The sequence below is a fragment of the Pantoea sp. B_9 genome (assembly GCF_008632015.1).
In the GTDB taxonomy this organism is placed as follows: domain Bacteria; phylum Pseudomonadota; class Gammaproteobacteria; order Enterobacterales; family Enterobacteriaceae; genus Pantoea; species Pantoea dispersa.
The window spans coordinates 154,408-173,441 of the sequence record NZ_VWVL01000009.1 but is presented as its reverse complement, the minus strand read 5'-3'; the positions used below and the strand labels follow the sequence as shown (position 1 = coordinate 173,441).

The following is a 19,034-nucleotide window of genomic DNA, read 5'->3' as shown; positions in this document are numbered from 1 at the left end:
AATTAAACTTCGTAATGAATTACGTGTTCACTCAGCAAAGACTTGATATTTTTTACGTCCGGAGACGCTGATATCAATCCTGCGAGTGCCCACACAGATTGTCTGATAAATTGTTAAAGAGCGGTGCCGCGATTTCTCAAGCGGCGCGGGATGCGTATATTACGCTTTCCGCTTTCTCAGTCAAGCATTTATTTTTGCTTTTCTGAAGGTTGCCGTTAAGGGCCACCTCACTAACAGGGCGCTTCGTAAGCCGTTGTGCCGTGTCAGTGGAGGCGCATTATAGGGAGTTCTTTCGGGCTGACAAGGGCTAAATGCAAATTAATTTTCGAGTGCTGTTTTTTTCGGCGAAAGCCCGTCAAATCGCCAGTTTTTCCAGCAGCGGGAAGCCATAACGCTGCAAAACCGGTGATAATTGCACCACTTCGTCATCCATACGCGTACAAAATGCCACATTCTGTCCGCTGGAACGCGCCTGAGGCGCTTCGTGCTCTAACAACCAGGCGGTGCGCCGTGCAATGGCTGCGCCCGAATCCACCAGCCGGGTGCCATCAGGCAACACCTGCTGCAGCTCTTCACGTAACAGCGGGAAATGGGTACAACCCAGCACCACGGTATCCGGCGGCTCTTTCATACGCAGCCACGGTTGTACTGCGCGACGCACATCGTCCAGCGACACCGTTTCTCCGTGCAGTTTGGCTTCCGCCAGTTCGACCAGTTCCGCCGACCCCAGCATTTCGATTTTACATTCGCGCGCAAACTGCGCCACCAGCTCATGGGTGTAAGGTCGTTTCACCGTGCCGCGCGTGGCCAGCAGGCCGACCACGCCGTTACGCGTCAGACGGGCCGCCGGTTTAATTGCCGGCACGACGCCAACGACCGGGAATTCAAAACGCTGACGCAACGCTGGCAGGGAGACGGTACTGGCGGAGTTACAGGCGATGACCACTAATGCCAGCGGCACGCGCTGTACGATAGCCTCCACCACCGCCACGACCCGCTCAACAATGAACTCTTCGCTTTTTTCACCGTAAGGGAAGCCGGCATTATCGAAGGCATAGAGATAGTGCAGGCCCGGCAGCAGTTGCCGGACCTCATCATAGACGGAGAGCCCACCGACGCCGGAGTCAAACACCAGCACGGTGGGGCGCAGATCAGAAGCTGTAGCTGGCGCTGAGATAGTACTCCGTTCCTGGAGTTTGATAGCCATACACTGTCTCGTAGTCTTTATCGAACAGGTTGGCAATTCTACCACGAACGGTGAGCTGTGATGTGACCGGATACGAAACTGCCAGATCCCATAAACTTACACCGCCCAGTTTGACGCGCTGCGGGGTAAAGGAGTGGTTGTAATCCGTATCATAGCGATCGCCGAGATAATGATAGGTCAGTGACCAGTCAAACTCATAAATCGTCCAGTCGAGCTGGTATTTCACCTGCTGCTTCGCACGGCGCACCAGCGGTTGATCGGTTTCAGCATCGCGCGCATCGACATAGTCGTAAGAAATCTGATGGCTAAGCGGACCGGTATCGAACGACGCCGTGGCTTCTACGCCCTTAATGCGCGCTTTATCGATGTTGTAATAGATATACGTGGTGGGATCGCTATCAATCAGATTATCGATATCGTTACGATAACCGGATACGCGCCAGTTTACCGGCCCGGTCAGGCCAGAGAAGCCCGCTTCCCACTGTTTACTCTCTTCCGGCTTCAGGTCGCTGTTGCCATAAGAACCATACAACTGGCCGAGACGAGGCGCTTTATACGCCGTCGCGTAATTGGCAAACACGCTATAGCCATCAACAAACGCCCATGACGCCCCGCCCTGCCAGGTGCCGTGCCAGCCAAACTGGCTGTTGTCGTCACCGCGTACCGCGCCTTCCAGCGTTACGCTGCCCAGCTGCTGCTGGGTGGTGGCATAGATGCCGGTGTTACGCAGTTCGGTGCTGTCAGCCACGTAAGCGGTGCCGGGTTCCGTGGTCTGTTTCTGCCAGTCCACGCCCGCGCTTACGCTGCCCTGCGCCACCTGCAACGTATTGCCCCACTGCACATTGTACTGCTTGCTGTCATCCAGCGTGGTCGACGGGCCGTAGCGGCCTGTACGCGGATCATAGTTATAGTCTTTGCTGCGGCTGTAGCTGGCGATCAGCTGCGTCGAATAAATGTCGTTGCTGTAACGCAGGCCGCTGTCCCAGGTCTGGCTGTAGAGCTGGCGGGTATCGTTTAATCCGTTGATGTTGAAACTGTTATCGTAGCTGTAGGTGCCATCGTAGGCCGTACGGTTGTCAAAACCGTAGCCGCGGACAAAGCCGCTCAGCCCGTCACTGAACTGGTGCTCCAGCGCGCCATACAGCGTCTTGTTCATGAAGCCATCGCGATCTTTCTGCGCCGGATCGCCATACACATCCGGCAGGTTTGCCACCACATCATAGCCGCGCGTATAGGTGTAGTTGCCCGCCATGGTCAGCGTCGTGGCTGCGCCCAGCTGCTGCTGGGTAGAACCTTCATAGTTTTGATAGCCTTTCGAGCCCACGCCCGCGCTCAGCGTCGTGCCCGGCTTATCACGACCGGTGATGATGTTCACCACGCCGCCAATCGCATCGGAACCATACACCGCCGAGCGCGCACCGCGCACATATTCGATGCGCTGGACCAGAGAAAGCGGAATCTGGCTTAAATCAGACGATCCGGACACACCCGCCTGGTTTAGCCGGATACCGTCGATGAGTATAAGTACGTGGCTGGAGTTGGTGCCGCGCACAAACAGTGAACTCAGCTGGCCGAGGCCACCGTTTTGCGCGATGTCCACGCCAGGCAGGCGACGCATGACGTCCGTCAGGCTTTTAGCCTGCCAGCGATCGATATCGTCGCGGGTCACGACTGTCGTCGGCGCGAGAACGGAGGAAACCGGCTGCAAAAACCGGTTGGCGGTAACGATTTGCGTATCATCATTCTGCTGCGCGTAGCCAGATTGCGCCCAGAGCGACAACGCCGTTGCACTAAAGGCAAACAGCGAAGCGTGTGTTGTTTTCATTGTTATAGCATCCAAAAGACGAAGCAGGATGCCGCAGGTCCGGGATCGATAGCACGCGATGATCTCAGAAGTTGCGACGTCACACCGGCAGGTCTTCGGGCTGGGAATCATAAGTGGTGAAGACTTCCCATCCGCGAGGACAGTGTCTGCAATTGCGATCACCACGACATTCTTTTACCGCTGCGCGTCAGCTCCAGATTCACACTGGATTCCCTTTTAACTCAAGGAGGCCGGCAGCCGCAGTCTACGTTTAAGAAGGCCGGAAATCCAGACTGCCAGCCTTCCTGCACTGTCCGGGACTGGACATCAGCAGGTGAATGCCTACAATCGCCCGGCAGGCAGGCTTAACACCAGGATTGAAGATGACACCCGAACAACTCCCGATTGAACAATACGACGCGCAACTGGCGGAAAAAGTCAGCCGCTTACAGGCGATGATGGCCCCCTACGCAGCGCCCGACGTGGAGGTGTTCCGCTCGCCGGTCAGCCACTATCGTATGCGCGCCGAATTCCGCATCTGGCACGACGGTGACGATCTTTATCACATCATCTTCGATCAAGAGACTAAACAGCGTATCCGCGTCGATCAGTTTCCGGCGGCCAGCCAGTTGATCAACACGCTGATGCCAAAGTTGATCGCCGCGATCCGCGATAATCGCGCGCTGCGTTTTAAACTGTTCCAGATCGATTATCTCTCCACCCTCAGCAACCAGATCGTGATCTCGCTGCTATATCACCGCAAGCTGGAAGCCGACTGGACCGAAGCCGCGACTGCGCTGCGCGATAGCCTGCGTGCAGAAGGGTTTGATGTGCAGCTGATTGGCCGTGCCACGAAAACCAAAATCTGCCTCGATCGCGATTACGTCGATGAGCGCCTGCCGGTAGCCGGTCAGGAGATGATCTATCGTCAGGTGGAGAACAGCTTCACCCAACCGAATGCGGCGATGAATATTCAGATGCTGGAGTGGGCGCTGGACGTGACGCAAGATTCGCGCGGCGATCTGCTGGAGCTGTACTGTGGCAATGGCAACTTTTCGCTGGCGCTGGCGCGTAACTTCCGCCGCGTACTGGCGACGGAAATCGCCAAACCGTCGGTGGCTTCGGCGCAGTACAACATCGCGGCCAACCACATCGACAACGTGCAAATTATTCGTATGGCAGCCGAAGAGTTTACCCAGGCGATGAACGGCGTGCGCAGCTTTAACCGTCTGGAAGGCATCGATCTCAACAGCTATCAGTGCGAGACCATCTTTGTCGATCCGCCGCGCAGCGGACTGGATGACGAGACGGTGAAGATGGTGCAGGCCTATCCGCGTATTCTCTATATCTCCTGTAATCCGCAGACGCTGTGCGACAACCTCAGCGTACTGAGTGCCACGCATAACATCACGCGGCTGGCGCTGTTTGACCAGTTCCCTTACACCCACCATATGGAATGCGGTGTGTTACTGACGCGAAAAGCCTAAAAAAACGGGAACCCTGCGGTTCCCGTGATTGTTTTCAGTGCTTGTTCTTGCTGCGGCGGAAGCGCATGGCGATCCAGAACACCAGCGCCACCATCAGAATGGTCGGGATGAAGTTAGAACCGATATCCGGATATTCGGCACGCACCAGCGCGCTGTACACCAGAATCCCCAGCAGAAAAAATGCCGCCGCCAGCGAAGGCATGCCGTCCGGCATATTACGGTTGAGATAGCGCTGATGCAGACACCACGCGGCAAGGCCAAGGGCGATCAGCGGGAAAATCGAAAAGGGAACAAAGGTGCTGAACAGCACCGAAAAGGAGCCGTTGATAGCTAAACCGGTGATAAAAGCCAGTAACAGCGTTCCTTTATCGCGAGAGTTTTGCTCAATCATTTCATTATCCTTATCACATTACTCTTCGGGGGTTTCCAGGGTAACCGCCAGGCGCTCTTGCTCCCGGCGATACCAGTAATACGCGCCTTTGGCGATCATTCGCAGCTGCAGCACCAGACGCTCTTCCAGTTTGCGCCGCTGTTCGATATCCACATCCAGCGCTTCCGCGCCGGCGCTGAACACAATCGTCACCATCGCTTCCGCCTGCGCTTCGGTAAAGCTGCGCGGCATGCGGTTTTCCAGCTCAAGGTAGTCGGCCAGTTCAGCGATAAAGTGCTGAATCTCCCGCGCGACCGCCGCACGAAAAGCCGCTGAGGTGCCGGAGCGCTCGCGTAGTAAGAGACGAAAAGCGTTGGGATTGTTCCCGATGAACTCCATAAACGTGGCGACCGAGGTTTTGATAATGCTGCCGCCTTTGGCAATGCGCTGGCGCGCCTGGCGCATCAGCTGGCGCAGCATCAGGCCACTTTCATCGACCATCGTCAGGCCGAGCTCATCCACATCGCGAAAGTGACGGTAAAACGAGGTCGGTGCAATGCCGGCTTCGCGTGCCACTTCGCGTAAACTCAGGCTGGCAAAACTCCTTTCTGCACTTAACTGACTGAATGCCGCTTCAATCAGTGAACGTCGTGTACGTTCTTTTTGTTGCGCTCGAACGCCCATTTTCCCGGCCTTGTGAGTAATCAGGCAGGCACTATAACAAACTTTTCAGCGTACAGCGGCGCAAAGTTTGTGACCGCCTGTTAACCTCACTGATTGTCAAACTTTGCCAATTTACGCTGTTAGAATTCAGATGTGCGCGGCGAGATGTTAGAATCTCGTTGTAAAAATGTATAGAAACATAGGACGTACTGGTATGCAAAAGTCTTACGATTACGATGCCATTGTGATTGGCTCCGGTCCGGGCGGCGAAGGTGCGGCGATGGGGCTGGTGAAGCAGGGAGCGCGCATTGCAGTGATCGAACGCTACCACAACATCGGCGGCGGTTGTACTCACTGGGGAACCATCCCTTCCAAAGCTCTGCGTCACGCTGTCAGCCGTATCATCGAGTTCAATCAAAACCCTCTTTATAGCGATCACACCCGCCTCCTGCGCTCCTCGTTCGCCGACATTCTGAATCATACTGAGAACGTCATCAGCCAGCAGACTGCCATGCGTCAGGGCTTTTACGAGCGTAACCGCTGTGAGCTTTATCAGGGCGACGCCCATTTTGTTGATGCCAACACCATCGAAGTGGAACAGCCAGACGGCACGCGGGAGCGCTTAACCGCAGAGAAGTTTGTCATCGCCTGTGGTTCCCGCCCGTATCACCCGGCGGACGTCGATTTTACCCATCCGCGCATTTACGACTCCGACTCCATCCTCAACCTGCATCATGAACCCGGCCACGTCATCATTTATGGTGCGGGCGTGATTGGCTGTGAATATGCGTCGATTTTCCGCGGCCTTAACGTCAAGGTTGACCTGATCAACACCCGCGATCGCCTGCTGGCGTTCCTCGATCAGGAGATGTCCGATTCGCTCTCTTATCACTTCTGGAACAGCGGCGTGGTGATTCGTCACAACGAAGAGTTTGAGAAGATTGAAGGTGTCAGCGATGGCGTCATCATGCACCTCAAGTCCGGCAAAAAGGTCAAAGCCGATTGCCTGCTGTACGCTAACGGCCGTACCGGTAATACCGATTCACTGGCGCTGGAAAACGTCGGGCTGGAAGCTGATGGCCGTGGACTGCTGAAAGTGAACAGTATGTATCAGACCGCGCAGCCGCATATCTATGCGGTGGGCGACGTGATTGGCTACCCGAGCCTGGCCTCTGCCGCTTACGATCAGGGCCGCATTGCCGCGCAGGCGATCATCAAAGGGGAAGCCACCGCGCACCTGATTGAAGATATCCCGACCGGGATTTACACCATTCCGGAAATCAGCTCCGTCGGCAAAACCGAACAGCAGCTGACGGCGATGAAAGTGCCGTATGAAGTGGGCCGTGCACAGTTTAAGCATCTGGCACGCGCGCAGATTGTCGGCATGCACGTCGGCAGCCTGAAGATCCTGTTCCACCGCGAAACCAAAGAGATTCTGGGTATTCACTGTTTTGGCGAGCGTGCGGCGGAGATCATCCACATCGGCCAGGCCATCATGGAGCAGAAGAACGGCGGTAACACGATTGAGTATTTCGTGAACACCACCTTCAACTACCCCACCATGGCCGAAGCCTACCGCGTGGCGGCGTTAAACGGCTTAAACCGCCTGTTTTAACGAACGGTCCAGGTAACCCTGCATGTGGGTTTTAATTGCTTCTGCCAGCTGCTCATAGCGGCTGCGCAGAGGTGATCCCGGACGATACACCAACGCGATGGTGCGCTGCGGCACCGGTTTGTAACACGGCAGATAGCACACGCCATCACGTACGCGCTCATTCGGTACCGCCAGCGACGGCAGCAAAGTGATACCGCTGCCGGCTGCTACCATGTTGCGCAGCGTTTCCAGACTGGTCGCGCGGAAATGGGTATCTTCATCAGCGCCGGCTTCGAAGCAGAAGCCCATCGCCTGATCGCGCAGACAGTGACCATCTTCCAGCATCAGCAGTTTCTCACCGGCCAGATCCGACATCGGCACACGATCGCGATCGTGCCACGGGTGATCCTGATAGATCGCCAGCTTCATCGGCTCATCAAACAGCGGCACTTCAATAAAAGCTTCGCTCTCTTTTACCAGCGCCAGAATCGCGCAGTCGAGCTTACCGCTGTCGAGCTGCGCCAGCAGCTGCTGCGTTTGCGCCTCGTGCAGATACATCTCGAGTTTCGGGAAGGTCTGATGCAGCATCGGAATAATATGCGGCAGCAGATAGGGACCGGTGGTCGGAATCAGACCAATGTGCAGCGGCCCGGACATGGTTTCGCCCTGCTGGCTGGCCATCTCCTTCAGTACCTTCACTTCACGCAGCACGGTTCGCGCCTGATCCACCAGCAGCAGTCCAGCCTGAGTAAACAGCACCTTACGGCTGGTCCGTTCCAGCAGCATCACACCCAGTTCATCTTCCAGCTTGCGAATCTGCCCGCTCAGGGTCGGCTGGCTGACATGACAGGCATCAGCGGCACGACGAAAGTGGCGATGTTCCGCCAGCGAAACCAGATATTCCAGATCACGAATGTTCATTGATAGCCTCCAAACCACGATAGCCCGTGGCGATAGATAGAATAGCAATGAACGATTAGCCCTATCAAGCGGTGAACAGGAATAATACCGGCCATCTGATTAAGACCACAGATTGTTAAAGCGGCTAACGCAGACACGCAACAACAACAATCTGGAGCAGCACCTGCAACCTGCTCACGAAATCACTGAGTTGGCCGGGAGTGCCAGCCCTTTGATGATGTGCCTATAACTATATGTAATTCCGAAGCTAGAGGTTGGCGGGCTACTTAAAGCCCGCTTTTTTTTGCCTCTGCATCACAGTGGCACATCATCCAGCAACTGCTGCAAATCCTGCTCCGTCAGCACCAGGGAGTGGCCGACGATACCGGACTGCGTCAGCTCCTGCTGCAGATCGTCATTATTCAGCACCAGCTCATACTGCTGCGTGGCCGGGTTAAGCTCCGCGTCCTGGAACAGGTTAACCGGCACGCTGGCCAGCAGGTCGTGCAGATGCAGGCCGCTGAGCGCCTCCGGCCGGGCCACGTCTTCCGTAACATCATCCGCGACGATCAGGCTGACCGGCGCACTGACATTCCCTGCGCCGCATGTCACCACGATCTGATGCTCGCCAGCGGCCAGCGCATGAGACGGCGTAAAGGTCCATTTGTGATCGCTATCGACCAGCGCACTGCCGAGCGGCTCATCGTTATCAAACAGCTCAACCCGGCTGCCGGGCTGGCCTTTACCGGAAAAGGTCGGCTGGGTTTGCGTGGTGCTCTCTTCCGGCCAGATAAACTGCGCGCCGCTGTGCATCGCGGTTAGCGTGACCGGCACAAAACCGGCGTCTTCGACGATCAGCGTGAAGGGCGCGCTGGCGCTCTGCGGCATTGCCGCCACCTGTGCCATGAACTGATGACTCCCGCCCGCCAGCGCGGCAGGCAGCGTAAAACTGAAGTAGCCGGTCTGAGCATCGCTGAGCGTGCTGCCCACTAACTCGCCGTTATGGTAACACTCAAGCGTGACGCCACGGCCGGCATAGCCGTTCAGCGCAGGGCGCGTATCGCGGGTGATTTCGCCATCGACAATAAAACCGCCGTCATTCACCGAGGCGGAATCGAAGGTGACAGGAACCTGGTTTTCAACGGCCGGCTCCAGAGGAAAGAAAGGGTAGCCAAAGCGTGAAGTGCTCATTTATGTTCTCCAAATTAACTGCGAGCACACTTTAAGAACTCTTCACGCCAGGCCGATCAAGAATTGTCTCTTTTTTGCGAAAGAAATTTCCTGGCGCGCATTACGCCAGGTTTAAGCGCTGCTTCGCTTCGCCGATCGCCAGCGCTACCTGCTGGGGTGCCACGCCGCCGCGCGCGTTACGCTTATCGAGACAAGACTGCAGCGACAGCACCGGATAAACATCTTCCCCGATCGCCGCGCTAAACTGCTTAAGCTGCGCCAGACTTAATGCTTCCAGCGCGACGCCTTGTTTGATCGCTTCCACCACGGTTTCGCCGACGATATGGTGCGCTTCGCGGAACGGCAGGCCTTTGGCTACCAGATAATCGGCCAGTTCGGTCGAGTTAGCGTAACCCTGCTCGGCGGCTTCCTGACAGCGCGGACGCTTCACCTGAATGCCATCCAGCACCAGCGCTGACATATGCAGGCAGTCAAGCCAGGTATCGAGCGCATCGAACAGCCCTTCTTTGTCTTCCTGCATATCTTTGTTGTACGCCAGCGGCAGCCCTTTCAGCGTCATCATCATGCCGGTCAGTGCGCCCTGCACGCGACCGCACTTGCCGCGGATCAGCTCCAGCGCGTCCGGATTTTTCTTCTGCGGCATCAGCGATGAGCCCGACGTCACTTTATCGGACAGCTCAATAAAGCCGGCTTCACCGGTGTTGAAGAAGATCATGTCTTCAGCGAAGCGCGACAGGTGCACCATGCCAATCGAGGCATCAGACAGCAGCTCCAGCACGTGATCGCGGTCGGACACGGTATCCAGGCTGTTACGCGTGGCAGAGGCGAAGCCGAGCCAGCCGGCCAGCTGCTCACGGTCGATCTCATAAGCAGTACCGGCCAGCGCGCCGCAGCCCAGCGGGCTGACGTCCAGCCGCTTCAGCGTATCCTGCAGACGGCTCTCGTCGCGCGCCAGCATCTCAACGTAGGCCAGACACCAGTGGGCAAACGTCACCGGCTGCGCCCGCTGCAGGTGGGTGTAGCCCGGCATCACGGCATCCTGATTGGCTTCAGCCGTGGCTACCAGCGCTGACTGCAGCTCGCGCGTGGCTTCCAGCAGCAGTGCCACCTGCGTTTTACACCACAGTTTGAGATCGGTCGCCACCTGGTCGTTACGGCTGCGCCCGGTGTGCAGCTTTTTGCCCAGCGCGCCGACTTTGTCGATCAGCTTGCCTTCCACCCAGCTGTGAATATCCTCGGCATCGCTCTGCAGAATCTGCTGCGGGTTAGCGCGAACCTCTTCCAGCAGCGCATTCAGCGCGGCTTCCAGCTGCTGCTGCTCTTCACTGCTCAGCACGTTTACCGTTACCAGCGCTTTTGACCAGGCCACCGAACCGATGATGTCCTGCTCCGCCAGGCGGTAGTCAAACCGCAGTGAGTCGTTGAACTGTTTAAACCGTTGATCTGCCGCCTGCGAAAAACGTCCGCCCCAAAGTGCCATCTGTTTGCTCCTGAATCTGTTAAACAAAGGGCGGCCCGAAGCCGCCCCTGCAAAATATGTCGCCTGCCGCCGGTGTTACTTCTTCTGCTCGTTCAGCGCGCGAATGCGTGAAGAGAGCGAGAACAGACGGATAAAGCCGCCCGCGTGACGGTGATCGTACACTTCGTCTTCGCCGAAGGTGGCAAACTCTTCTGAGTACAGGCTGTTCGCCGATTTTTTCTGGATCGCCGTGGCCTGGCCTTTATACAGCTGCAGTACCACTTCACCGTTCACCAGCTCTGCCAGCGATGCGGCAGCGGCCTGGATTGACTGACGCAGCGGTGCGAACCAGCGGCCGTCATACACCACGTAAGACATCTCCTGCCCCAGCTGTTCACGCCATTTGAAGCTGTCGCGATCCAGTACCAGCTGCTCAACCGCACGCAGCGCGTTGACCATGATGGTGCCGCCCGGGGTTTCGTAACAGCCGCGTGATTTGATGCCCACCAGACGGTTTTCCACGATATCAATCCGGCCTACGCCGTGTTTCGCTCCCAGCGCATTGAGTTTTTCCAGACACTGGAACGGGCTCAGTTTTTCACCGTTCACCGCGACAACCTGGCCTTTCTCCACGCTGACGGTGACGTTTTCTGGCTGATCCGGCGCTTCCAGCGGATCGACGGTCCACACCCAGCAATCTTTGTTTGGCGCATTCCACGGGCTCTCCAGCACGCCACCTTCGGTCGAGATGTGCCAGGCGTTCTCATCACGGCTGTAGATTTTTTCCAGCGACGCGGTGGTCGGGATATTACGCTCTTTCAGGTAATCCAGCAGCGCTTCACGCGAACGCAGGTTCCACTCACGCCATGGCGCCACCACTTTAAGCTGCGGTGCCAGCGCGGTATAGGTGGTTTCGAAACGCACCTGATCGTTGCCTTTACCGGTCGCGCCGTGGCACAGCGCGTCTGCGCCCACTTTCAGCGCCAGTTCAACCTGCGCTTTGGCGATGATAGGACGCGCCATTGAGGTGCCCAGCAGATAGGTGCCTTCGTACAGCGCACCGGTCTGCAGCACCGGGTAAACGTATTCGCTGATAAACTCTTCACGCAGATCGACCACGTGGCACTCAGACGCGCCCGACTGCAGCGCTTTCTTCTCTACGCCTTCCAGATCGGCCGGATCCTGGCCAATGTTGGCCACGAACGCCACCACTTCACAACCACCGTAGTTCTCTTTCAGCCAGGGAATGATGGCCGAGGTATCCAGACCGCCCGAGTAAGCCAGAACGATTTTTTTGATGTTTTGTGTGCTCATGTCGTAATCCTTGATTATGCGAGAATCCGGGTGCCAATCGACACGCCGTTGAAAAGGGTTGGCAGCTGTTCAGCATGACGCCAGCTGGCGATATCCACCGGGCGGCCCAGCGTACGCGCCGCGTCGAGCGCTGCATGCACTTTCACAATCATGCCATCGGTAATAATGCCCTGGGCAATCAGCTGCTCGGCTTTGGCTGCGGTCATTTCGGCGATGCGCTGACCTTTGCCGTCGAGAATACCGCTGACGTCCGACAGCAACACCAGATCGGCACCGATCGTCGCTGCCAGCGCGGTGGCGGCCTGGTCGGCGTTGACGTTCATCAGTTCGCCGCCGTCGGTGATGCCAATCGAGCTGATCACCGGCATATAGCCTGCATCCAGCAGCGTATTGAGCAGCTGCGGATTACCCGGCGTGGCGTTGCCAACATGCCCCAGTTCCTCATCGAACTGCGCCACGTTCACCAGGCCGGCATCGCCGAGGCATAAACCCACTGCGCCAATGCCGTACTTCTTCGCCCATGCCAGCAGCGTTTTGTTGGCGGTGCCGGCCAGCGCACCGGTAATAATGTCGATCTGATCGGCTGGCGTCACGCGCAAACCGTTCTTCTTTTTCACCGGCAGCGCCAGTTTCTTCATCAGCTCGTCCACCAGGCAGCCACCGCCGTGGACGATGATCAGCGGACGCTGATACTGCGTTCGGTACGCCAGCAGGGCATCAAACAGACGCGCCAGCGCTTCTTCGCTATCCAGCAGTACGCCGCCCAGCTTAATGATCAGAGGATTGCTCATAGTCAGGTTATCCGTCCGTTAAATCAGAGACAGCGTTTCGGGGAAGCCGAAACGAATATTGAGACACTGCACCGCCTGTGAGGAGGCGCCTTTCAGCAGGTTGTCTTCCGCTGCGACAACAATCAGGTGCTCGCCCTGCACGGCAAAGCCGATATCGCAGAACGGCAGGCCAACCACCGCTTTCAGCGCCGGTACGCCTTTGTCGTACAGCCGCACCAGCGGTTTGTCGTGGTAGGCGCTGTGGAACGCCGCCGCCACATCCTGCTGGCTCACACCGGCGTTCAGACGGCAGGTGATGGTTTCCAGAATGCCGCGCGGGAAATTACCGAGATGCGGCGTGAAGATCACCGGCGTGCCGAGATGGGCCACAATCTCCGGATGGTGACGGTGATTGAAGAGACCGTACGGCTGCAGGCTGACCTCACAGAAGCTGGTGGTGACGCTGGCTTTACGCCCGGCACCGCTGACGCCGCTGGTGGCATTGATGACCGGCCACTGAGCCGGATTAAGCAGGCCAGCCTTAATCAGCGGCTTAAGCGCCAGCTGCGCGGCGGTCGGATAGCAACCCGGCACCGCCACCAGCTGCGCGTCTTTAATCTGCTCGTGGTTCCATTCGGCCAGGCCGTAAACGGCTTTGTCGAGCCACGCCTGGTGCTGATGGCTGAAACCGTAATACTGTTGATAAAAGCCGTCGTCGTTAACGCGGAACGCGCCTGAGAGGTCGAACACCACGCAGCCGGCTTTCAGGAATTCCGGGGCCAGATCGTGGCTGACTTCGTGTGCGGTGGCGAGGAACACCACATCGACCTTGCCGGCCCACTCTGCGGCATCACCCAGCGGCTGCAATGGCAAATCGACCCTGCCTTTCAGCTGCGGATGGAGATCGGAGAGTAACTTTCCGGCATCCGGGCTTTGCGCTGAAACCGCCAAAGCGGTTATGTTCATATGCGGGTGGCGATTCAGGTAGGTGGCAAGCTCTACGCCAGCATAACCACTGGCACCAACGATCAGCGTATTCAACATCAGGCTGTATACCTTATTACAGTCACACGTATCGGGTCGCGGCATTGCCCCGTTGCCCATGATGCCGTTTGCAGCTTTTTTCAGTTCACATGCAGACGACGTTAATGTATTTTTATTCACTATTAATGCATTAATATTGATACATCCTAACCCAGGGACCGTCAACAGTGAAGACAAAAATTCCACCTTTTATCGAACTCTACCGCCAGCTGATTGCGACACCGTCGATCAGCGCCACCGACAGCGCGCTGGATCAGAGCAATGAAACTTTAATCAATTTGCTGGCGGGCTGGTTCCGCGATCTCGGCTTCAGCGTGGAAGTCCAGCCGGTGCCGGGTACACGCCATAAATTCAACCTGCTGGCGCGCAGCGGCAGCGGCGCAGGTGGCCTGCTGCTGGCGGGCCATACCGACACCGTGCCGTACGACGACGGCCGCTGGACGCGCGATCCCTTTACCCTGACCGAACACGACAACAAGCTGTACGGCTTAGGCACCGCCGACATGAAAGGCTTCTTTGCCTTTATTCTTGATGCGCTGCGTGACGTTGACGTGACGAAGCTCGGCAAACCGCTGTACATCCTCGCCACCGCCGATGAAGAGACCACCATGGCCGGCGCGAAATACTTCTCTGAATCGACCCAGCTGCGGCCGGACTGCGCCATCATCGGCGAACCGACATCGCTGAAACCGGTGCGCGCCCACAAAGGCCATCTGTCGCACGCCATCCGCATTCAGGGTCAGTCCGGGCACTCCAGCGATCCGGCGCGCGGCGTGAACGCGATCGAGCTGATGCATGAATCCATTACTCAGCTGATGCAGCTGCGTAATACGCTGAAAGAGCGCTATCACCACGACGGCTTCGCCATTCCGTATCCGACCATGAACTTTGGCCATATCCACGGCGGCGACGCGGCGAACCGCATCTGCGCCTGCTGTGAGCTGCATATGGATATCCGTCCGCTGCCGGGACTGACGCTGAGCGATCTCGACGGTTTACTCAATGAAGCGCTGGCACCGGTGAGCGCGCGCTGGCCGGGCCGTCTGACTGTCGGTGAGCTGCATCCGCCGATTCCCGGTTACGAATGCCCGGCCGATCATGAACTGGTCAAAGTGGTGGAGAAGCTGCTGGGCGTGCCGACAGAAGTGGTGAATTACTGCACCGAAGCGCCGTTTATCCAGCAGTTGTGCCCGACGCTGGTGTTAGGGCCTGGATCCATCAATCAGGCGCACCAGCCAGACGAGTTTATTGATACCGCATTTATTAAGCCGACTCATGCGCTTATCACTCAGGTTGTGCAGCATTTTTGCCATTGATGATTAAAAGATGGGGCATTTCACTGCGAAATCAGCAAATTGCCCCGTCATTATCCGGGATTTGATAATAAGAATAACTTATCCCACCTCCTGTCAATTAAATTCGATGAATTTCCGATAGTTAGCAGCACGATACCGGCAATTTAAGTCAATTGACGAACAGGAAGAACCGTGGCTAGATAAAAGACGATGTTATGCCCGTTGGGTATAGAGGTTTTATATTTAAGACGATAAGGGTGTCAGGGTCACATGAACGAACAATATTCCGCAATGCGAAGTAATGTCAGTATGCTCGGCAAACTGCTCGGGGATACGATAAAGGATGCACTGGGAGAGAACATCCTCGATCGGGTGGAGACCATCCGCAAGCTCTCTAAGTCATCCCGTGCAGGAAATGACACTCATCGTAAGGAACTGCTCTCCACGCTGCAAAACCTGTCTAACGACGAGCTGCTGCCGGTGGCACGCGCGTTCAGCCAGTTCCTTAACCTCACCAACGTGGCAGAACAGTATCAAACCATTTCGCGCAGCGGCGACGGTGCTAACCATCCGGAGCTGCTGAAAAAGACCTTTGAGCGCCTGAAGCAGCAGTGCGATCTCAGCGAGCCGGCCATCCGCCAGGCGATTGAGGAGCTGTCGCTGGAGCTGGTGCTCACCGCCCACCCGACCGAAATTACCCGCCGCACGCTGATCCACAAGCTGGGCGAAGTGAACAGCTGTCTGCAGCAGCTCGACCACAGTGACATCACCGACTACGAACGCAACCAGGTCATGCGCCGTCTGCGTCAGCTGGTGGCGCAGGCGTGGCACACCGATGAGATCCGTAAATATCGCCCGACGCCGGTAGATGAAGCCAAATGGGGCTTCGCGGTGGTGGAGAACAGCCTGTGGGAAGGCGTGCCGGCGTTTCTGCGCGAGCTGAACCAGCAGGTGGAAGAGAGCTTCGGCATCCAGCTGCCGGTGGATTTTGTGCCAATCAAATTTACCTCGTGGATGGGCGGCGACCGTGACGGTAACCCGAACGTCACCGCACCGATTACCCGCCACGTGATGCAGCTAAGCCGCTGGAAAGCCGCCGACCTGTTCCTGCGCGATATCGGCGTGCTGGTGTCCGAGCTGTCGATGTCCGAGTGCAGCGACGAAGTGCGCGAACTGTGTGGCGATGCGGAGGCGCTGGAGCCGTATCGTGTGATTCTGAAGCGTATCCGCAGCCAGCTGATGAGCACCCAGAGCTATCTGGAGCGCCGCCTGAAGGGTGAGCGCCTGCCGCGTCCGGCCGATCTGCTGGTTTCAAACGATCAGCTGTGGCAGCCGCTGTTTGCTATTTACCAGTCGCTGCAGCAGTGCGGCATGGGCATCATCGCCAACGGCCAGCTGCTGGATACGCTGCGCCGCGTGAAATGCTTCGGCGTGCCGCTGGTGCGTATCGATATCCGTCAGGAGAGCACCCGCCACACCGAAGCGATTGCCGAAGTGACGCGCTATCTCGGACTGGGCGACTATGAAAGCTGGTCAGAAGCCGACAAGCAGGCGTTCCTGATCCGTGAACTGAATTCCAAGCGGCCGCTGCTGCCGCGGCAGTGGGAGCCCAGCGACAACACGCGTGAAGTGCTGGATACCTGCAAAGTGGCGGCAGAAGCGCCGCAGGGCTCGATTGCCGCCTATGTGATTTCGATGGCCAAAACGCCGTCTGACGTGCTGGCGGTGCATCTGCTGCTGAAAGAGGCCGGCATCCCTTACGCAATGCCGGTGGCGCCGCTGTTTGAAACCCTCGACGACCTCAACAACGCCAATGACGTGATGAGCCAGCTGCTGAATATCGACTGGTATCGCGGCTTCATCAACGGCAAGCAGATGGTGATGATTGGCTATTCCGACTCAGCAAAAGATGCCGGCGTGATGGCAGCCAGCTGGGCACAGTATCAGGCCCAGGATGCGCTGATTAAAACCTGCGACAAAGCCGGCATTACCCTGACGCTGTTCCACGGACGCGGCGGTTCGATTGGCCGCGGTGGCGCACCGGCGCATGCAGCCCTGCTGTCACAGCCGCCGGGCAGCCTGAAAGGCGGCCTGCGCGTGACCGAACAGGGCGAAATGATTCGCTTCAAATATGGCCTGCCGGAAGTCACCATCGCCAGCCTGTCGCTTTACACCGGGGCGATTCTGGAAGCCAACCTGCTGCCACCGCCAGAACCAAAACGCGAATGGCAGGAGATCATGAACGGCCTGTCAGCCTATTCGTGCGCCATGTACCGCGGCTATGTGCGTGAAAATCCGGATTTCGTTCCCTACTTCCGCTCGGCGACGCCAGAGCAAGAGCTGGGCAAACTGCCGCTCGGCTCGCGCCCGGCGAAACGGCGTCCGACCGGCGGCGTTGAGTCGCTGCGCGCCATTCCGTGGATCTTCGCCTGGACGCAGAACCGCCTGATGCTGCCCGCGTGGCTGGGTGCCGGCGCGGCGCTGCAGAAAGCGATGGACGAAGGCCATCAGGATCAGCTGGAAACCATGTGCAGCGAATGGCCGTTCTTCGCCACGCGTCTCGGCATGCTGGAGATGGTGTTCTCGAAGGCTGACCTGTGGCTGGCGGAGTATTACGATCAGCGTCTGGTGGATAAATCGCTGTGGCCGCTCGGCAAACAGCTGCGCGATCAGCTCGATGCCGACATCAAAGCGGTGCTGACCATCGCGAACGATGCGCATCTGATGGCGGACCAGCCGTGGATCGCCGAATCCATCGCGCTGCGTAACGTCTACACCGATCCGCTCAACGTGCTGCAGGCGGAACTGCTGCAGCGTGCGCGTGCGCAGGAAGAGCGCGGCGATGAACCTGATGCGCGCGTAGAACAGGCGCTGATGGTCACTATCGCTGGCGTCGCGGCCGGCATGCGTAACACCGGCTAACGGCTGGCAGCGCATCACAGCAAGAAGGGGGCCCTGAGGCCCCCTTCTCTTTTTTATCCTTTCACGCTTATGCCGCCAGCGTCGGGCGAACACCCAGCGTGTGGCAGATGGCGTAGCTCATCTCGGCGCGGTTCAGCGTGTAGAAGTGAAAGTCCTTCACCCCTTCGCGCGACAGGATTTTCACCATGTCCATGGCGATGTTGGCACCGACCATTTTGCGCGTCTCCGCATCATCATCCAGCCCATCAAACATGGCGTTCATCCAGCCCGGTACGCGCACGTTGGTCATGGTGGCGAAACGCTGCAGCTGTTTAAAGTTGGAGACCGGCAGAATGCCCGGCACGATCTCCACGTCGATACCGGTGGCCACGCAGCGATCGCGAAAGCGCAGATAGCTCTCCACGTCGAAGAAAAACTGGGTAATCGCGCGACTGGCACCGGCATCAATTTTTCGCTTCAGGTTGATCAGATCCGCCTGCGCACTCTTCGCTTCCGGATGCACTTCGGGATAGGCCGCTACCGAGATATCAAAATCACCGACCTCTTTCAGCAGCGACACCAGATCGCTGCCGTACATGTCTGGTTTGCCGCCGCCCGGTGGTAAATCGCCGCGCAGCGCCACGATATGGCGAATGCCGTTATTCCAGTAGTCTCGCGCAATGGCGCGCAGTTCATCGCGCGTCGCATCAATACAGGTGAGATGCGGTGCCGCTTCCAGTCCGGTGCGCTCTTTAATGCCTTTGATGATGCTGTGAGTGCGGTCGCGCTCGCCGGAGTTGGCTCCGTAAGTGACCGAGACGAATTTGGGTTTCAGGCTGCTCAGGCGGTCGATGGAGTTCCACAGAGTTGCTTCCATTTCGCTGGTGCGGGGCGGGAAAAACTCAAAAGAGACATTAATTTGCCCGTTCAGCTCAGCCAGGCTCTGGTTCAGCGCTTCGCGCTGATTGGCATGAAAGAAACTCATCCTGTTACCTCATCATCACATATCGATTAATTTGCGAACCGCGAACATCC

Annotated in this window: 15 protein-coding genes and 1 riboswitch; of the genes, 4 read left to right on the top strand and 11 right to left on the bottom strand. The window is 57.5% G+C overall.

Annotated elements, in window-relative coordinates; translation table 11 throughout:
- Nucleotides 1-355 precede the first annotated feature (355 nt).
- Nucleotides 356-1,207: a glutamate racemase gene (murI, locus tag F3I21_RS21660; RefSeq protein ID WP_150059714.1), complete on the bottom strand. Its 852-nt coding sequence runs from the start codon at nt 1,205-1,207 to the stop codon at nt 356-358.
- Nucleotides 1,152-3,032 (bottom strand): TonB-dependent vitamin B12 receptor BtuB, encoded by a 1,881-nt coding sequence (gene btuB / locus F3I21_RS21655; protein WP_150059713.1) that lies wholly within the window; start codon nt 3,030-3,032, stop codon nt 1,152-1,154. Before btuB ends, murI begins: the two co-directional genes overlap by 56 nt.
- A gap of 68 nt (nt 3,033-3,100) precedes the next feature.
- Nucleotides 3,101-3,282, bottom strand: a riboswitch (cobalamin riboswitch).
- A gap of 112 nt (nt 3,283-3,394) precedes the next feature.
- Between btuB and trmA the strand changes: the two genes are divergently transcribed.
- Nucleotides 3,395-4,498 (top strand): tRNA (uridine(54)-C5)-methyltransferase TrmA, encoded by a 1,104-nt coding sequence (trmA, locus tag F3I21_RS21650; protein ID WP_058758135.1) that lies wholly within the window; start codon nt 3,395-3,397, stop codon nt 4,496-4,498.
- Nucleotides 4,499-4,532: 34 nt separating this feature from the next.
- Here the strand turns inward: trmA and F3I21_RS21645 are convergent, their stop codons facing one another.
- Both F3I21_RS21645 and fabR read right to left on the bottom strand, forming a co-directional pair.
- On the bottom strand, nt 4,533-4,889 hold the full coding sequence (locus tag F3I21_RS21645; protein ID WP_058781921.1) for a YijD family membrane protein: 357 nt from the start codon (nt 4,887-4,889) through the stop codon (nt 4,533-4,535).
- An 18-nt stretch (nt 4,890-4,907) separates the two neighbouring features.
- Entirely contained in the window at nt 4,908-5,552 is a 645-nt protein-coding gene (fabR, locus tag F3I21_RS21640) for an HTH-type transcriptional repressor FabR (RefSeq protein ID WP_031279587.1), read from the bottom strand.
- 193 nt (nt 5,553-5,745) lie between these two features.
- Here fabR and sthA point away from each other — a divergent pair, with 193 nt between their 5' ends.
- The gene (gene sthA / locus F3I21_RS21635) at nt 5,746-7,146 is read left to right on the top strand and encodes a Si-specific NAD(P)(+) transhydrogenase (RefSeq protein WP_021506825.1); all 1,401 of its coding nucleotides are present in this window, start codon (nt 5,746-5,748) and stop codon (nt 7,144-7,146) included.
- Here sthA and oxyR read toward each other — a convergent pair.
- The 6 genes from oxyR to argC form a co-directional block, all read right to left on the bottom strand.
- Nucleotides 7,129-8,046, bottom strand: coding sequence for a DNA-binding transcriptional regulator OxyR (gene oxyR, locus F3I21_RS21630; RefSeq protein ID WP_021506826.1), 918 nt, complete (start codon nt 8,044-8,046; stop codon nt 7,129-7,131). The two genes, sthA and oxyR, sit on opposite strands and share 18 nt — an antisense overlap.
- A gap of 294 nt (nt 8,047-8,340) precedes the next feature.
- Nucleotides 8,341-9,216, bottom strand: coding sequence for an Ig-like domain-containing protein (locus tag F3I21_RS21625; protein WP_150059712.1), 876 nt, complete (start codon nt 9,214-9,216; stop codon nt 8,341-8,343).
- Between the two features lie 100 nt (nt 9,217-9,316).
- Nucleotides 9,317-10,696 carry an argininosuccinate lyase gene (gene argH, locus F3I21_RS21620; protein WP_150059711.1) on the bottom strand — a complete coding sequence of 460 codons (1,380 nt, stop codon included), beginning with the start codon at nt 10,694-10,696 and terminating at the stop codon, nt 9,317-9,319.
- A gap of 75 nt (nt 10,697-10,771) precedes the next feature.
- Nucleotides 10,772-11,989, bottom strand: a complete 1,218-nt coding sequence (locus F3I21_RS21615) for an argininosuccinate synthase (protein WP_021506829.1) — start codon at nt 11,987-11,989, stop codon at nt 10,772-10,774.
- Nucleotides 11,990-12,003: 14 nt separating this feature from the next.
- The gene (gene argB / locus F3I21_RS21610) at nt 12,004-12,780 is read right to left on the bottom strand and encodes an acetylglutamate kinase (RefSeq protein ID WP_021506830.1); all 777 of its coding nucleotides are present in this window, start codon (nt 12,778-12,780) and stop codon (nt 12,004-12,006) included.
- 18 nt (nt 12,781-12,798) lie between these two features.
- Nucleotides 12,799-13,803, bottom strand: coding sequence for an N-acetyl-gamma-glutamyl-phosphate reductase (gene argC, locus F3I21_RS21605; RefSeq protein ID WP_021506831.1), 1,005 nt, complete (start codon nt 13,801-13,803; stop codon nt 12,799-12,801).
- Between the two features lie 167 nt (nt 13,804-13,970).
- On the opposite strand from argC, the gene argE reads away from it, so the two are divergent.
- Nucleotides 13,971-15,119: an acetylornithine deacetylase gene (gene argE, locus F3I21_RS21600; RefSeq protein ID WP_150059710.1), complete on the top strand. Its 1,149-nt coding sequence runs from the start codon at nt 13,971-13,973 to the stop codon at nt 15,117-15,119.
- Nucleotides 15,120-15,368: 249 nt separating this feature from the next.
- A complete protein-coding gene (ppc, locus tag F3I21_RS21595; RefSeq protein ID WP_150059709.1) occupies nt 15,369-18,020 on the top strand; it encodes a phosphoenolpyruvate carboxylase in 2,652 nt (883 codons plus the stop codon).
- Between the two features lie 67 nt (nt 18,021-18,087).
- Here ppc and metF read toward each other — a convergent pair whose 3' ends face one another.
- Complete coding sequence (gene metF / locus F3I21_RS21590; RefSeq protein ID WP_021506834.1) at nt 18,088-18,984, bottom strand: methylenetetrahydrofolate reductase; 897 nt, start codon at nt 18,982-18,984, stop codon at nt 18,088-18,090.
- Between the last annotated feature and the right edge of the window lie 50 nt (nt 18,985-19,034).

What these genes read in the sequence shown, in the direction of transcription:
- argC (WP_021506831.1), bottom strand. Translation starts at nt 13,803, where the DNA reads ATGTTGAATACGCTGATCGTTGGTGCCAGTGGTTATGCTGGCGTAGAG.
- ppc (WP_150059709.1), top strand. Translation starts at nt 15,369, where the DNA reads ATGAACGAACAATATTCCGCAATGCGAAGTAATGTCAGTATGCTCGGC.
- metF (WP_021506834.1), bottom strand. Translation starts at nt 18,984, where the DNA reads ATGAGTTTCTTTCATGCCAATCAGCGCGAAGCGCTGAACCAGAGCCTG.
- F3I21_RS21615 (WP_021506829.1), bottom strand. Translation starts at nt 11,989, where the DNA reads ATGAGCACACAAAACATCAAAAAAATCGTTCTGGCTTACTCGGGCGGT.
- argB (WP_021506830.1), bottom strand. Translation starts at nt 12,780, where the DNA reads ATGAGCAATCCTCTGATCATTAAGCTGGGCGGCGTACTGCTGGATAGC.
- oxyR (WP_021506826.1), bottom strand. Translation starts at nt 8,046, where the DNA reads ATGAACATTCGTGATCTGGAATATCTGGTTTCGCTGGCGGAACATCGC.
- F3I21_RS21645 (WP_058781921.1), bottom strand. Translation starts at nt 4,889, where the DNA reads ATGATTGAGCAAAACTCTCGCGATAAAGGAACGCTGTTACTGGCTTTT.
- argH (WP_150059711.1), bottom strand. Translation starts at nt 10,696, where the DNA reads ATGGCACTTTGGGGCGGACGTTTTTCGCAGGCGGCAGATCAACGGTTT.
- fabR (WP_031279587.1), bottom strand. Translation starts at nt 5,552, where the DNA reads ATGGGCGTTCGAGCGCAACAAAAAGAACGTACACGACGTTCACTGATT.
- murI (WP_150059714.1), bottom strand. Translation starts at nt 1,207, where the DNA reads ATGGCTATCAAACTCCAGGAACGGAGTACTATCTCAGCGCCAGCTACA.
- btuB (WP_150059713.1), bottom strand. Translation starts at nt 3,032, where the DNA reads ATGAAAACAACACACGCTTCGCTGTTTGCCTTTAGTGCAACGGCGTTG.
- F3I21_RS21625 (WP_150059712.1), bottom strand. Translation starts at nt 9,216, where the DNA reads ATGAGCACTTCACGCTTTGGCTACCCTTTCTTTCCTCTGGAGCCGGCC.
- sthA (WP_021506825.1), top strand. Translation starts at nt 5,746, where the DNA reads ATGCAAAAGTCTTACGATTACGATGCCATTGTGATTGGCTCCGGTCCG.
- trmA (WP_058758135.1), top strand. Translation starts at nt 3,395, where the DNA reads ATGACACCCGAACAACTCCCGATTGAACAATACGACGCGCAACTGGCG.